This is a genomic window from Bacillus sp. RE35 (genome assembly GCF_052146655.1).
In the GTDB taxonomy this organism is placed as follows: Bacteria; Bacillota; Bacilli; order Bacillales; family Bacillaceae_G; genus Bacillus_A; species Bacillus_A cereus.
In genome coordinates this window covers 2,294,823-2,309,269 of the sequence record NZ_CP197377.1, presented here as the reverse complement: position 1 = coordinate 2,309,269, position 14,447 = coordinate 2,294,823, and the positions used below count along the sequence as shown (strand labels likewise).

Below are 14,447 nucleotides of genomic sequence, written 5' to 3'. Positions count from 1 at the left end.
GCCGTATACTTTTTAAAGAAACACATTAAAGGAGATAAAGAAAATGAAAAAGTTTTTAGCAATTATTACACTATGTTTATTATTTTCTAGTTTTACTATTGGCTGTGAGAGAGCGTCACTAAATAGAATTGGTAAAGATGTATATTACATGCAGATAAAAGGCGAAGGAACTATCGAAAAGGTAGATGGTAGAAACTTACGAAACTATACGCTGCCCGCATATGATGAAGATGGCGTCAAAAAACAAATTACATTTAGAAGTACAAAAAAAGAAAACAATCATAAATTAAATGCAGACGCGTTTTTACGCCTTTATGTAGATCAAGATGATAATAATAAAAATGAAATATCATCAATTGAAGTAAAGTCCTATGAAGAGATTCAGAAAGCAGATTTGCCTGAAAAAATAAGAGAAAAGTTTACTATTAAATAAAAAAAAGAAAATGCTCTATGCATTTTCTTTTGTTCTTTTCACCTGTATATATTTTGAACTACTATTATTCATCAGTTTCTCTAACCGATTTATATTCTCCGTTAATGCACCTTTCACAAGAGAGAAATCTGTATTTGATTCTTCTTTTTTTTCTTTAAAAAACGAAGACTTTTGCACATTGACTTCAGCCATCTCTTCTCCCCCTTTTCAAAAAGATACAACCTTTTATTTATATTATATAGCAAATGTAGAAAGAGTGTACACTTATGATTTTCTTTTTAATTCTTCTTCTAATTCTTCTACTTGCTGCAACGTATCCCCTTTTATTAAAGAGAAATCTGTTGTATCTTCGTTACCTTCTTTAAAAAAATCATTGTCATAATCTTTTACCACTACAATCACCTCTACATGCTAGTGTAGGAATGATTGTCCAATTTTATTCAACTTTGTCGGATTTTGTTTTTAATTTATGTATAGAAGAAAAGGACAGAAAAAGATTCTGTCCTTATTTACTAAAATAACTATGATGTATTGTTAAATTATATACATTTTCAAAATCCCGATCTTGCAGGTTATTTTTCTTTCCATCAATAACAATGAAAACGTCACTTACTATTTTTGCTGGTATAATCCCGACATTTTCTACTTGCACCGCTTTCTGCTCATTCAATTGCTCGATATGTTCTAACGGAACGATAATACTAAATTGCGAGCGAATACCACGAAAGTTTGTATTTAATTCCTTCGCGGCTTCAAAAACAACAATTTTCGCGCCAATCTTTTCCCCATATGAATCTAAAAATGCATTTAAGCTCTTTGTATATTCCTCTTCCGTATGCCATTCCATCGTACCGAATACTGCTGGATTAACATTTTGAATAATTGTCGTGTATATTTCCCCTCTCGCTTTAGATGCAATTAATGATCGTTTTATTGATTGAACTGTCTTGCCAATATCGCTAAATTTCGCACCCCATATTTCTGAAATATTAGGCGTTAAAATGAACGCAATATCAACAAAAATAACCATTGCAGTAAACATTAAAAGATTTTTCCAGAGGGTTAAATCAATTCCTTTTATCATGAAATACACGGTGACAGATATGATAAACAAACCATACCAAGTCTTTCTAATACGTTGCTTTTTCTCCTCGTACAACTCCTCATTTTTCCAATAAAAGAAAACAAGGACTACAAAGACAATCGCTAAAACAAATAAGCCAATTCGAATGTTAGAGATCATTAATCACATCACCCTCCATTCAAAAACTACTCACGATATCATTACATGCGCAAGCTGCTCTCTTTATGACAAAAGACGTGGACAAGCTTCTAAAATTAGCTACATCGCATATATATTAGAAAGTACCACGTCTTTTATCCTGTTATTTGTGGGAAATAAGACCCCCACTGATTAAAATTTCACTTTACCATGAGTCTATATTGTATATGTAGACAAGCATTCATTTCAAATTTTCGTATTAAAAAGAAATATGTTTCGGAATTTCCCCTTCAGGTACTTCTCCATCCATACTTAAATAATAATGACGAATCGGACGTAAGTTTTCGTCTAATTCATAAACAAGCGGAATGCTAGTGGGAATATTTAATGAAACTACACCATCACTTGAAAGGTTGTCTAAATATTTTACTAGCGAGCGAATTGTGTTACCGTGTGATGAAATAATTACTTTATTACCACTTTTTAATGTCGGCGCAATTTCTGAATGCCAATAAGCAAGTACTCTCTTCTCCGTATCCTCTAAACATTCAGTTAATGGAAATTCACCTTTTTTGAGTGTTTTATATCTTGGATCGGTCGCTTCATATCGAGGATCGTCTTCAGTGAGAGCCGGTGGTCTTACATCAACACTTCTTCTCCAAATATGAACTTGCTCCTCACCATATTTTTGTGCAGTTTCATCTTTATTCAGCCCTTGCAATGCACCATAATGTCTTTCATTTAGCTTCCAAGATTTATGTATTGGAACCCAAGTAAGATCCATCTCATGAAGTACAATCCATAACGTCCGAATTGCGCGTTTTAATACTGATGTATAAGCCACATCAAAAGTATATCCGTTTTTCTTTAATATTGCTCCTGCTTCTCTCGCTTCACTTAATCCATTCTCTGATAGATCAACATCTGTCCATCCAGTAAAGCGATTTTCAAGATTCCATAAACTTTGTCCGTGACGAATAAGTACAAGTTTTATCATTATAATTCCCCTTTCGGAAATGTGAATTTTATTGTTCCATTGCGTACACGTATAAAGTATCTAGTAATGTATCTTTTTATCCATTCACTCTATGACCAAATCATAGTTGCCAAATGTATGGATAAAATTTGTTCTTTTTCAAACGATAAAAACAGAAGTTTTTTCATTATTTTTGATCGACTGGTAGTTCACGTTTCGTTATCCAAGCATCAAAACCTGATCGGCTATTTGCCATTTCATTCATAACTTGGTGCCAATTGTCCTCACATGATTCACCAAATTTTGAAAAAATAGCACCCATTTGTTGTCTTTGTACATCACTCAGTTTTTTCTCTAAATCTGTACCTTTTTCTGTTAAAGACAACTGTTTCACACGTCGATCATGCTTAGCTTCATTACTCTCAATTAAGCCCTTTTCCACAAGTTGACGTAGCGGTCCGTGGAGAGCTTGTTTACTTATTTCTAATAGTGATAATAACTCATTTACACTTATCCCTGGAAAACGTGCGATAAAAAATAAAATTCGATGATGTACTCGTTGAATGCCATATTCTTTTATAATTTCATCTGGCTTTTCAGTAAATGTTTTATATGCAAAATAAAATAATGCTAATGCCTCATTCATCTGTTCTTCTTTATGTTGTGTCATCTACTTTCCCCCTGTATGTAAATTATACCACAATCTAGTAATGAATATTTTAATCAACGCATTAGAACTTATTTAGTCTATTGAAACATTCATTGCATAATTAGGAGATGATTCATTTGAAAAAACAATATACTGTAAGTACATATTTATTGGATAGACTACATGAATTAGGAATTGAACATATATTTGGGGTTCCTGGTGATTATAATCTTGCCTTTTTAGATGATGTGGTAGCACATGAAAATTTAAAGTGGATTGGCAATTGTAACGAATTAAATGCTGCATATGCAGCAGATGGGTACGCTCGCATAAAAGGAATCGCTGCTCTTATTACTACTTTCGGAGTTGGAGAATTAAGCGCTATTAACGGTATTGCTGGCTCATATGCGGAAAACGTGCCAGTTATAAAAATCACGGGTACGCCACCAACAAAAGTAATGGAAAATGGAGCAATCGTCCATCATACGTTAGGAGATGGAAAGTTCGATCACTTTTCCAATATGTATCGAGAAATCACTGTGGCACAAACAAATGTAAAACCTGAGCATGCAGCTGAGGAAATTGACCGTGTATTACGTGCATGTTGGAATGAAAAACGCCCTGTTCATATTAATTTGCCAATTGATGTGTATAATAAACCAATTAATAAACCGACAGAACCTATTATAAATAAACCTATTTTAAGTAATAAAGAAGCATTAAATAAAATGCTTCTACATGCCATTTCACAAATAAATAGTGCCAAAAAACCTGTTATTTTAGCTGATTTTGAAGTAGATCGATTTCACGCTAAAGAAAATTTACATCAATTCGTAGAAAAAACTGGGTTTCCCATCGCGACGTTAAGTATGGGAAAAGGAATATTCCCAGAAAAACAGCCTCAATTTATAGGGATTTATACTGGTGATGTAAGTTCTCCGTACTTGCGAAAAAGAATTGATGAATCTGATTGTATTATTAGTATTGGTGTGAAGTTAACTGATACTATTACAGGCGGCTTCACACAAGGTTTTACAAAAGAACAAGTTATAGAAATCCATCCCTACACTGTGAAAATTATAGATAAAAAATACGGTCCAGTTGTAATGCAGGATGTTTTACAACATTTAAGTGATTCAATTGAGCATCGTAATAAAGATACCCTTGACGTTAAGCCATTTATTTTAGAATCCTCACCTTTTACTGAAGAGTTCATTCCAAAAGCACAAATGGTCACACAAAAACGTTTTTGGCAGCAAATGTACCATTTCTTACAAGAAAACGACGTCTTAATTGTAGAGCAAGGAACACCTTTCTTTGGTAGTGCTGCTATCCCTCTACCTAATAACACTGCATATGTAGGACAACCGTTATGGGGATCTATCGGCTACACACTGCCTGCTCTACTTGGTACACAGCTCGCCAATTTATCACGGCGCAACATTTTAATTATTGGTGATGGTTCTTTCCAAGTAACTGCCCAAGAGTTATCAACTATATTACGTCAAAATTTAAAACCAATTATATTTTTAATCAATAACAACGGATACACTGTTGAACGTGCCATTCACGGCCAAAACCAACCTTATAATGATATACAAATGTGGGATTACAATAAACTATCAATGGTATTTGTGGCAGAAGAAAAAAGTCTAACATTTAAAGTAGAAAATGAATCAGAATTAGCAGAAGTCTTAACAAATATAACTTTTAATAAGAATCAACTTATCTTTATTGAAGTTATAATGAGCCAAAGCGATCAACCTGAATTGTTAGCTAAACTCGGGAAAAGATTTGGTCAGCAAAATTCTTAATATAAAAGCATAACCTAATTATACAATTGGTAGTGTAAAACTTGTTTTGAGAATAGTTTCGACAATCAAAATACATAAGGAAAAGGATGGAAAACACCATCCTTTTCTATTTTAAGAGCGTTTTTCGACTAACGCCCCGTGCGACAAGCAAAAATTCTTAATCCATCTTTAACTTTATAGCTTTTGTCGCAATAAATGTTTTAATATGCTTATCTAATATCCTTGTTCCACCAAAATCATCCTCATAAAAACCTGTTATAGCAAAACCAGCTTCAATTTGGCCTTGGATTTGGTCTTCTAAAGTATGTGCATATTCTATTGTTTGATTTGAATCGATGTAATCTTGAACTTCATCCTCTGGTAAATAATCCAATGTTGATGAAGGAATTGAATGTTTAACATCAAGAATACCTTTTTGTTCTTGGTTATCATCAAAAATCCATAGTAACGGATTTGTAAATCCAGCAATAAGAATACCCTTATTCTTTAAAACCCTAGAAACTTCATTCCATACAAGATGAACATCTTTTACAAACAAAAATAAGCTACGCTTTTTCTTTTTTATTCAGCAAGAGTTAACTGCCAAGATACACCATACTTATCATTTAACCAGCCAAACTTTTTACTAAACGGATAAGAACCTAAAGGCATAAGAATTGCTCCATCCTGCGCTAGTTTATGAAAGACCGTTTCAATTTCTTCTTCTGTCTCACAAGTTACATAAAGAGACATAGCTGGAGTGAATGTAAAATTATGATTTACATAACTATCAATACACATAAACTCTTGGCCATTTAGCGTAAAAGTTGCATGAATTACAGTTCCCTCTTTACCAGGTCCATTTTCATCGTAGCGAGAAATACTTACAATTTCCGATTGGTCAAATAGCGACGTATAAAAATTCATTGCTTCCTCAGCTTTGCCTTCAAACATTAAAAACGTAGTAATTTTTTGATTTGTGTTACTCATATGGAGACAGCCCCTTGTTATATATTTATGTAAAACATAAGTCGGCAAAAAACCGAACGTACATTCCTATAAGTGTATTGTCTATAAAAACGATGAGTTTGTCAATTATCTACTTTATTATTTCTTCTTAAATAATGCTGTCCAAAGAAATGATTCTCCAAACATTTCTTTCGGTTGTTTCATTTGTTTCATCCTTCTAATCTCAATTACCTCAAATTCTTTAAATATCTCTCTTAACTTTTCTTCCGAGTATGCAAGACCACCTTGTAGACTCCATCCTCTATATACATCCCAATCTGTTATTTCCGATCCATTTCGCTCATCTAAATCGCCTGCCGCAAAACATGTTAATCCGAAATAACCACCCGATTTTAATGAGTTTTTAATTAAATCCACATAATTTATTCTTCTATGCGGTGGAATGTGATGCAAACAGCCCGAATCGTATACAAAATCAAATTCGTTTTGAACCTCTAAATTAAAAATTGAATCACAAATAAAATGAATTGCTACCCCTTTTGCCAATGCCCTTTCTTTAGCCCAATTAATGCCTTCTACAGATAAATCCACTGCTGTTACATCAAATCCTTGAGTCGCTAAATAAATGGCATTTCTACCTGGACCACATCCAAGTTCTAATACCTTCCCTTTTGAAACTCTCTCTTTTTGTATATACGAAACTAGATTCTCATCTGGAATATTTTCAAAAAACGGAACATCCTTTTCTCTATTCTCATAAAACTCATTCCAAAATGGTTCTGCAGGTCTTAATAATGAATCAAGCATTTTTAAAATGTCTTCTTGTGTGTGTAACGTTTCAGTTTTCATTAATACCCCTCCATAAATTAATAGTCAGAAAATTATTATATATCTTTTCGAACTTTCAAACAAAGAAAAAACTCCTATATTCAATAGGAGTTTTTGTCTTTAAAATCCGAGTACAGCTAACCATTTTAACAATTTCTCTTCTCGCGCTTTTAAATCATCATTCCTAAACTTGCCTAGTTGTATTTCACTAACAACTTCTCCGTCCTCCATAAAAAGAACTCTTTCTGTTTTCTCTGCTACCTATACAACATGAGTCACTTAAGAAGGTTACTTTGCTGAAAAATAAAGCCGATTTCGTTAAGGGATATTTTTGCTAACGCCTCTTCTTTCATACATGTTATTTCATACAATCATACTTTTCTAATAAAATAACGCTTTTGTTCACTTTTTTGATACATTTACGAAACATTCATGTGTTACCTTCATTAAGTTCTTTTCTTTTTATAATGTCGTGTGAGATATACCAACAGAGGAAGCCCTAGATCCCCTAATCCTAGGGCTTTTTTATAAGAATTTTATACATTTTATTATTTCCACTAACTCTTTAAATTGTATATACATAATATAAAATTTTCATGTTGTTATATTTTTTGATGGCCTCTTATCTTTCCTTAAAAGGCTTTTTTTCAAATAACGCTTTTATTTAATTTATATTTAAAAAGTTCCTTTTCATAAAGACTTCCCTTATATGCTATACTCATTCTTAAATAATTGTATAAGGAATGTTAAAAATGGATGATAGATCGTCAAGACAATGGAAATTGCGACAAAAGTTAAGAGCACTGAAAACCAAAAACAACAATGACACAAACCCTTTGTTTAGTGAATGCCTTGAATCCCTAGGAAACGAAACTCTCATTTTCTCCCAAGAAAAAAGCCAGCAGATTGCTATTATTTTAATGAATTCATTTCCTATAACTGTCTCGGGAAGAATAGATTGGGAACAGATAGATAACCAATTCATAGCTTCGAACAAAGAACAACTAATTTCCCTTATTAGAGCAAACCAACTAGATTTTGACGAACAGATTTTTATAATATGGGATAACTATGAAATCCCTGTAGTAAGTACAAATCTTGATAAAGTATTCCAATCACTAGTTGACGTTGATGCAGTCAGTTTTTATTACTGGATATTAGACAAAGAATATAGATTCGTAATTGAAATAAATGATAAAGAATTGATTAGGATTGGGTTTCGCTAATACTCTAAGCATATTTCCTCATTCTACTGATCTGCAAAATTTAAATTGTATTATTTATCAAAGACTTAAAATATACGAATGTCACGTAAACCGATTGGTGTTAATCATGTTTATGTTTATAATTACGTTGATTTGGATAACTTGCATTTATAAAATGTAAATGTTTTACAAATTTAAGTTAAACAAACATTGTTATATCAAGGTTTGTTTGACCTAACATGTTATATTCTTGATACTAAGACGGTTTTTATGAGCATTTCGTATAAGTGTGATTTAACTGATTAAGACTATTTTTAAAAACGACATATCAGCGATAATTTATGTCTATTCTGTATAAGTGTTAGCAAGATCGTTTGCAAACTTGTTAGCACTTTTTTAAAACTTAAACCAGAGGAGATTCATACAATTTAGTAACAATGTAAAATTGTATTTATCAAGGATAAACCATTTAACAAATAGTTTGCAGCACTGAATGATTTACAAAAGAATACCCATCGATACACTACGAATAAAAATAATCAGCTAATCGAGGGAATATAATTATTTTTATTTAATTCGCACTTGTACTTCTTGTTCTTGTATTACTTGAATGATTAACTCCAATACAATATTTTGTATTAACTGATGCTCATTATCATGAAGTTTACTTTGTTCTGATATGTATTCAATACATTGATATATATACCCTTCTACCAATAAGCTCCCTTTTTCAACTGTAAGTGTATTTTGCTCATTCTTTTTTACCTTTGGTATTAAAAATTCGGTTTTTGTCAAAATAATCTCCTGTTCAACCTCTTTTATTCCAATGACTTTTTCTTTAAATACAACCTTTTCTCGTAAACTAATTTCACCTTTATATCTTCCTATTTCTATTGGTAGTTTCGCTGTAATAAAATTATTTACGTCTTCCCCATTTTCACTCTCTAATATTATACTGTGAATAGGAATCCATGAAGATGCCTCTACCTTATTCTCTTCTTTATTCCCTTTATTTTTTTGGTTATATAATTCAAAATGAATTCTCTTCTCATGAAGATTTAAAGAAACTAATTTACAATAACTATCCGAATAATATTGTTGCACTGTAGTTAATAACTTACAATCTAATTCACGCCCTTCTACACCTTTTTCATTCCTAAATACAAATGCTTCTTGATTTTTAACATTTATTTTTGGAAATATTTTAAAACTAGTTACTTCTGAAAAAATAGAAAATGGAGTTTTGACCACCAGTGAGCGTATTAAAGGCCCTATTTGTGATCCAGACGCTTTACCTTCTTTCTCTAATTTTGATGCTACATATTCTCCCTTTAATTCAGGTGGTATTTCTTCTTTTCCCCCTCTTTTTTCGTGTAAATTATCTTGTATATTCAGTTTTTTATACTTGTAAATTTCATCCCATATCCCCTTACCAATCCATGGATTTTTCATCACCATCCCCCCGTCTGATGAAATTCAAAAAATTTGTTTTTTGTATGTGACCATTTCATCATTATATATGTTGTATAAAAATAAAAAAGAAATTGTCTTTTTAACAAAGACAATTTCTTTTTATTTTTATAGTGCTACTTGTACTTGTTGTACTTGTAAAACTTTTAAAGTAAGATCTAGTACAATTTTTTCACGAAGCGTATCAAATGGTTCGTTTAGGTTTGTAGGACAAGGTGAAAAGTCTAATTCAAAAAATTGAGCGCTTACTAATTCACAATATGGTTGTTCGTTATAAAAAACTGCATTTTCAAAGAAATATTTGTCTAGACGTGGTAAATCACCGTTTTTAGGATTTATAAAATGAGAAGTAGTGTCCGAAGAAGAAGCTACTAAAGCTAATGATAGAAAATCACCTTCTGTCAGATCTGCAAAACCAGAAAATGGAACATTTGCAATACGATCATATAGAACTCCATTACACTCGTCATTTGCATATTCAATATTTTTACGAATATAGCCTTGTACAAATAATTTCGCTCTTGTAACTCGTCGGTAAGGTGTACCTGGTACTGGTACGAATGCTACAGGCACTAACTTACATTGTGTTAAAAATACGTTTTTTAAGATGCGTTTAATTTCGACTGCTGGAGGCTCTAATGAAATATCGGACTCTACAACAATTTGAAGCGTTCTTTCAGCTAATACAACTGGAATCTTTACAATAGGTGCTCCTGGAGTAACAATTGGTGTTGCAGTCTCATCACTTAATGGTGTTTGGGTTTGTCCCGCTACCTGACATGGTACATTAATTGGACATTGTTCGCTCATGTTTTATGCTCCTCTTTTTATAAGATTTTAGAGTTTATGAAATTTTCAAACTCATAATACTTGTATATGTCTTTCTTCTACTAATGTTTGGGTTCTATAGTAGCCTTTTTAATCATTATCATTAAGTTAGTATAATCTAATCATTTTTATTGAAAATTCTGAAAATTAATATTTTTAGAGGAATACAAATTCTGTTTTCAACGTATCTCGCAGATTCGGTAAAATTATGAAGTCTTTATTACATGAGTTATCTTGAATTTAATTTTGGATATCACGATATGAACATGGTTACCAAATGATGATTTTTATTTTTATCAAGCTATATATTCGTAAAAAATCGCTTTACATATACTGAAGTTTTATTTGTTGTTACATAAAATCTTTTACCTATTCAATTTTGAAATATACATTCAAGACAGTATACTCCAAAATAAGAAATTATTTTAAATTAGAATATTTTCTTTGATAAATGTGTGTTGATTAATTTCATAATCAGTAGTTCTATCCACTCTCCCTTAAAAATTAGCATAGTTTTTATGAATTCTATATCTAGTAGAAAGCTCTCTATCATATAAAAGTATAATAATAGGTTAATAAACAAGCAGTTTTTTTACTAAAACATAGAATAATACTGACCCTAATTGAAGGGAGGCATAAAAGATTTCCTGGAATAATGATTGCTGAAAATTTAAAGACAAGCACCATTGTGATGACGATAAATTTAGATATATTATTTAAATAATTTGTGTTATAGTTTCAAATGTTAATTAATTACAATATTTTCCAAAAAGAGTATACATAGTCATATAAATCATGTTATTTTGGATAGTTTGTTCTTTAAATTAGGAATTAAATAAAGAATTATAAAAACGCGCTAGGTACAACTAAGAAAGAAACAGGATAAAAAATAAGTCATATTACCTGTAGTAATAACACTAAGTGAATTGCACCTCTTATAAGTGACTTGTGTATCTCTTACTGCGTTTGAAGTTAATTGCCAATATTTCGTGTCGTTCTTCTACAAGACATTGCGTAAAACCGTTTGGTTACCAATTCCACCAACGTAATCTTCAACATCTTTCATTCACTTCATTAAATTGTCCTGTTGCTTGATTTTGTGCTTCTTGAACTTTTTTATTCAACTCTGTTTTTGTGGTTTCAATATCTTTGTTGACTTGCTCTAAGGTATCTTCCTTTACTTTGTCCATATCAGGAACAACCGACTCCCAATTGCCATTCTTCCATAATTTGAGGATGCCAGGCTTGCCGTTTGAAATATCTAACCATAAGGTTTTTCCATTTTCTAAACCGATTGTCGGTGGTTTTGCGCTTTCAATAATTTTTGTTTGATAATTTTTAAGGTTTTCTTGTACTTTTTCTGCTAACTTTTTTGCTGCTTCTGATTCCTTTTTCACAACATCAACTTGTTCATTTGTCTCTTTCACAAGTTCTTCCAACTTATCTAACAAGCCTTTATTTGCTTTTCCAGCTAGACTGCCCATAACTTGGGCATACATGTGATCTAACAGACTTCTCGTATCTTCTACTTCTTTAAAATCAACAAAATAATATTTATCATTTGCCGCATTTGTATCACATTCATCCGCTGCGATAAGACGTGCTTCTAAAAACAAAGGTGGCGTAAATTTTGTATCTTTGAAATGGACAATATCGCCCTTATTTACTTTTTCATGAGATAAACCAAATATCTTTTCTAATGCAATTGGAGTTACTTCATACTGTACAGTGCTATTAATACGTTTCTTTAGTTCCGCTTCCGTTAGTTGTTTTAATCTTTCGGCTGACATATTTTGATCTTCTGTTTGTGGACTATAGATGTCATATTTGTGTGAACCATCTTCTGTCCAACGTTGTAAGGCATCTGCATCAGCGACGTATAACTTCCCACCGTTAATCTTTTCAAAAGTTAGATACTCACCTGTTTCTTCGTTTGCTTCAACAGTAAAATCCTGTAGCGGTTCTTTTAAACTTTTCCTAGCCACTCCGCCATGCCATGTACTACCTGCACCAAAGTTATCTATAACAAAGCGCTCACTATCTGACTTTAGAGTTCCTGTGTTTTCACCTTCGTTAGTGTTTGGACCATTTTGATTCCAACCAACCATTGTTTTCATTTCATCGTGCATAACAAGCTGTTCTTTCTCGACTGTTCGTTCTTCCACAGAAACAGGGTATCCCATACGAAAATGTTGAATTTCTTCTTCCTTTTTTCGTGAAATATCAATAAAAGTAGAGGGAGTTTCTACCTTAACTATGAACGTAGGATCAGAATATTTACTCTCATTATTCGATATATTTGTAATTAATCTACTTCCTTGTAATTTGAAATCTATTTTTCTCCTTGGGCCTAGTTTATAAGGCATTGGACAAATGAATTTTAAGGTGCCTTTTCCTAAACTCATAAAATTATCAACATTAAAATCTTCATCAATAACAGCTATATATGTTCTATCTAGTTTTGTATCAAAAGTTAGCTCGGTTGCTTGTTCAGTAATTAACCATGTCGCTATTTCTTCTTTTAACGTTTCTAAATCTGTTCCATCTGGAACGATAATTCCCACAGGGACAGAAAGTCGACGAGGATCTGTTTCCATTCCTAATAATCTTGCGCCTGGATATCCAGGCGTGTTTAAGAATTTACGTTTTAGAGGTTCCCATGTTGGCGGGCTCCATCCTCTTTCTAGTTGGATATATTCTTTTCGTTGATTGTTGAATGTAAAAGAGCTCATTTTGACACTCCGTTTTTTTATAAAATAAAAGAAACCCAAACCTAAAAGGCTGAGTTTCTCTTTTCTTCTCTTTCTTGATACTCGGTTGTATAGCCGATAAGTACCGCGTGCCACGTCTCTTCCTTCTAAATTTACGGGTACTTCAATAAATCTCCACCAAGCATTGGAATAACTCCACCGCCAGATGATCCGAAAGAATTATTAATGACTTGATTTGATACACTATTTGTCATGGCTTGTCTACTGTTTGACATACTTCCATATACACCACTCATGACGGTCTTTAATCCTCCTAATTGGCTTGCGGAAGTAGCCATCATACGGCTCATATTATCCATTAATTGATTTTATAGATTATAAAGGTATATTATGAGTTGTGTTTTCCGCCACTTCTCACAATACAAATATATCATGTTAACTCCAAAACGACCGGCACATTTCCTGCCAAAAAACGGCCATAACCCTTTCACTTTTTATTATCTGATTTACATATAATTACAATGAAAAATGCAATTATGCTCACAAAAGAAGGGATTATTTTTAATCCCTATCTTTTGTGATTGTAGTATTTATGAAATTAGAGCTATCAAAGAGATGTATATCAATAAAGGCTGATGTTAGTTTTCATCTTTATCATTTTCTGATTTCGTAGCAGTATCTTTAAAAAAATCACCTGCTAAATTAAGTAGTTTCTTTCCACCTTCACTATTCAAAAGATTCATTAAAAATACCGGATCTTGAACCTTTTGAATAAGAGCTTGCATAAATACGGATTTAGCAACACCTAATATCTCTGTCGAAGTTATTTTTATATTAAAATAAGGAATATTAATTTGGAATGGCGAATAATCAGATGAATTATTTTTCTGTTTTTTTAATGTTTCATCAGTCGTTCCATTGATTGCTTCATTGGTTGTTTCATTATTCGTTTTGGAAAGTGTAACAGCTTCGGCCGCTATTATTCGACTTTTCTTCTGAGTTACTTCGGTTATTGGAATAGATGAAGTTTGATACGAAACATTTTTATTAAAATATGGGCTAGATCCCATTTTTTTCTCCTTTCATAACGAACACATTATATATTCTAAACATATATTAAACTATATTAATGAAGGATTACTTCACACTACGTGAAGCAACCCTTTATTTATTCTTGGTGATATAAGAAGGTTGTTACTTAAAAACCACCATATCCGCACCAGCTTGCACCAACGATAATAAGCAAGATAAACAATACGATTAGTAATGCAAATCCTCCGCCATAACCACCACAACCACTTCCATATCCTTTTTCTGCAGCCAAGATACACTCCTCCTCTCTAGAAAAAAATGAAGTTCATAA

At 32.2% G+C, this 14,447-nt stretch carries 15 protein-coding genes and 3 pseudogenes; 3 read left to right on the top strand and 15 right to left on the bottom strand.

Annotated features, from left to right (window positions below):
* Positions 1-43: 43 nt before the first annotated feature.
* The gene (locus ACTL4X_RS12035) at positions 44-433 is read left to right on the top strand and encodes a YxeA family protein (RefSeq protein WP_000713869.1); all 390 of its coding nucleotides are present in this window, start codon (positions 44-46) and stop codon (positions 431-433) included.
* A 15-nt stretch (positions 434-448) separates the two neighbouring features.
* Here the strand turns inward: ACTL4X_RS12035 and spoIISB are convergent, their stop codons facing one another.
* From spoIISB to ACTL4X_RS12010, 5 genes are all read right to left on the bottom strand, one after another.
* The gene (gene spoIISB / locus ACTL4X_RS12030; protein ID WP_000852629.1) at positions 449-625 is read right to left on the bottom strand and encodes a stage II sporulation protein SB; all 177 of its coding nucleotides are present in this window, start codon (positions 623-625) and stop codon (positions 449-451) included.
* 72 nt (positions 626-697) lie between these two features.
* On the bottom strand, positions 698-826 hold the full coding sequence (locus ACTL4X_RS12025) for a hypothetical protein (protein WP_000237819.1): 129 nt from the start codon (positions 824-826) through the stop codon (positions 698-700).
* A 112-nt stretch (positions 827-938) separates the two neighbouring features.
* Positions 939-1,676 (bottom strand): type II toxin-antitoxin system SpoIISA family toxin, encoded by a 738-nt coding sequence (locus ACTL4X_RS12020; protein ID WP_000624977.1) that lies wholly within the window; start codon positions 1,674-1,676, stop codon positions 939-941.
* A gap of 238 nt (positions 1,677-1,914) precedes the next feature.
* Complete coding sequence (gene gpmA / locus ACTL4X_RS12015) at positions 1,915-2,652, bottom strand: 2,3-diphosphoglycerate-dependent phosphoglycerate mutase (protein ID WP_000594152.1); 738 nt, start codon at positions 2,650-2,652, stop codon at positions 1,915-1,917.
* A 166-nt stretch (positions 2,653-2,818) separates the two neighbouring features.
* The gene (locus tag ACTL4X_RS12010; protein ID WP_000191885.1) at positions 2,819-3,301 is read right to left on the bottom strand and encodes a MarR family winged helix-turn-helix transcriptional regulator; all 483 of its coding nucleotides are present in this window, start codon (positions 3,299-3,301) and stop codon (positions 2,819-2,821) included.
* Positions 3,302-3,408: 107 nt separating this feature from the next.
* On the opposite strand from ACTL4X_RS12010, the gene ACTL4X_RS12005 reads away from it, so the two are divergent.
* The gene (locus ACTL4X_RS12005) at positions 3,409-5,094 is read left to right on the top strand and encodes an alpha-keto acid decarboxylase family protein (protein ID WP_002041140.1); all 1,686 of its coding nucleotides are present in this window, start codon (positions 3,409-3,411) and stop codon (positions 5,092-5,094) included.
* Between the two features lie 157 nt (positions 5,095-5,251).
* On the opposite strand, the pseudogene ACTL4X_RS12000 reads toward ACTL4X_RS12005, so the two are convergent.
* From ACTL4X_RS12000 to ACTL4X_RS11985, 4 genes and pseudogenes are all read right to left on the bottom strand, one after another.
* Positions 5,252-5,632, bottom strand: a pseudogene (locus tag ACTL4X_RS12000) (SAM-dependent methyltransferase); the annotation flags it as partial.
* Positions 5,633-5,655: 23 nt separating this feature from the next.
* Entirely contained in the window at positions 5,656-6,063 is a 408-nt protein-coding gene (locus ACTL4X_RS11995; protein ID WP_000072495.1) for a VOC family protein, read from the bottom strand.
* Positions 6,064-6,180: 117 nt separating this feature from the next.
* Positions 6,181-6,891 carry a class I SAM-dependent methyltransferase gene (locus ACTL4X_RS11990; RefSeq protein ID WP_000846294.1) on the bottom strand — a complete coding sequence of 237 codons (711 nt, stop codon included), beginning with the start codon at positions 6,889-6,891 and terminating at the stop codon, positions 6,181-6,183.
* A 99-nt stretch (positions 6,892-6,990) separates the two neighbouring features.
* Positions 6,991-7,131 (bottom strand): annotated as a pseudogene (locus ACTL4X_RS11985) (ABC transporter ATP-binding protein); the annotation flags it as partial.
* A 491-nt stretch (positions 7,132-7,622) separates the two neighbouring features.
* On the opposite strand from ACTL4X_RS11985, the gene ACTL4X_RS11980 reads away from it, so the two are divergent.
* Positions 7,623-8,096: a CDI toxin immunity protein gene (locus ACTL4X_RS11980; protein ID WP_000342724.1), complete on the top strand. Its 474-nt coding sequence runs from the start codon at positions 7,623-7,625 to the stop codon at positions 8,094-8,096.
* A gap of 546 nt (positions 8,097-8,642) precedes the next feature.
* Here ACTL4X_RS11980 and ACTL4X_RS11975 read toward each other — a convergent pair.
* From ACTL4X_RS11975 to ACTL4X_RS11950, 6 genes and pseudogenes are all read right to left on the bottom strand, one after another.
* Complete coding sequence (locus ACTL4X_RS11975) at positions 8,643-9,527, bottom strand: BC_2427 family protein (protein WP_000795504.1); 885 nt, start codon at positions 9,525-9,527, stop codon at positions 8,643-8,645.
* 126 nt (positions 9,528-9,653) lie between these two features.
* Entirely contained in the window at positions 9,654-10,355 is a 702-nt protein-coding gene (locus ACTL4X_RS11970) for a CsxC family protein (RefSeq protein ID WP_001294982.1), read from the bottom strand.
* Between the two features lie 1,070 nt (positions 10,356-11,425).
* Positions 11,426-13,105: a distal tail protein Dit gene (locus tag ACTL4X_RS11965; RefSeq protein WP_033696295.1), complete on the bottom strand. Its 1,680-nt coding sequence runs from the start codon at positions 13,103-13,105 to the stop codon at positions 11,426-11,428.
* A gap of 41 nt (positions 13,106-13,146) precedes the next feature.
* Positions 13,147-13,452, bottom strand: a pseudogene (locus ACTL4X_RS11960) (phage tail tape measure protein); the annotation flags it as partial.
* 270 nt (positions 13,453-13,722) lie between these two features.
* On the bottom strand, positions 13,723-14,154 hold the full coding sequence (locus ACTL4X_RS11955; protein ID WP_000535863.1) for a hypothetical protein: 432 nt from the start codon (positions 14,152-14,154) through the stop codon (positions 13,723-13,725).
* Positions 14,155-14,282: 128 nt separating this feature from the next.
* Positions 14,283-14,408: a YjcZ family sporulation protein gene (locus ACTL4X_RS11950; protein WP_000718599.1), complete on the bottom strand. Its 126-nt coding sequence runs from the start codon at positions 14,406-14,408 to the stop codon at positions 14,283-14,285.
* Between the last annotated feature and the right edge of the window lie 39 nt (positions 14,409-14,447).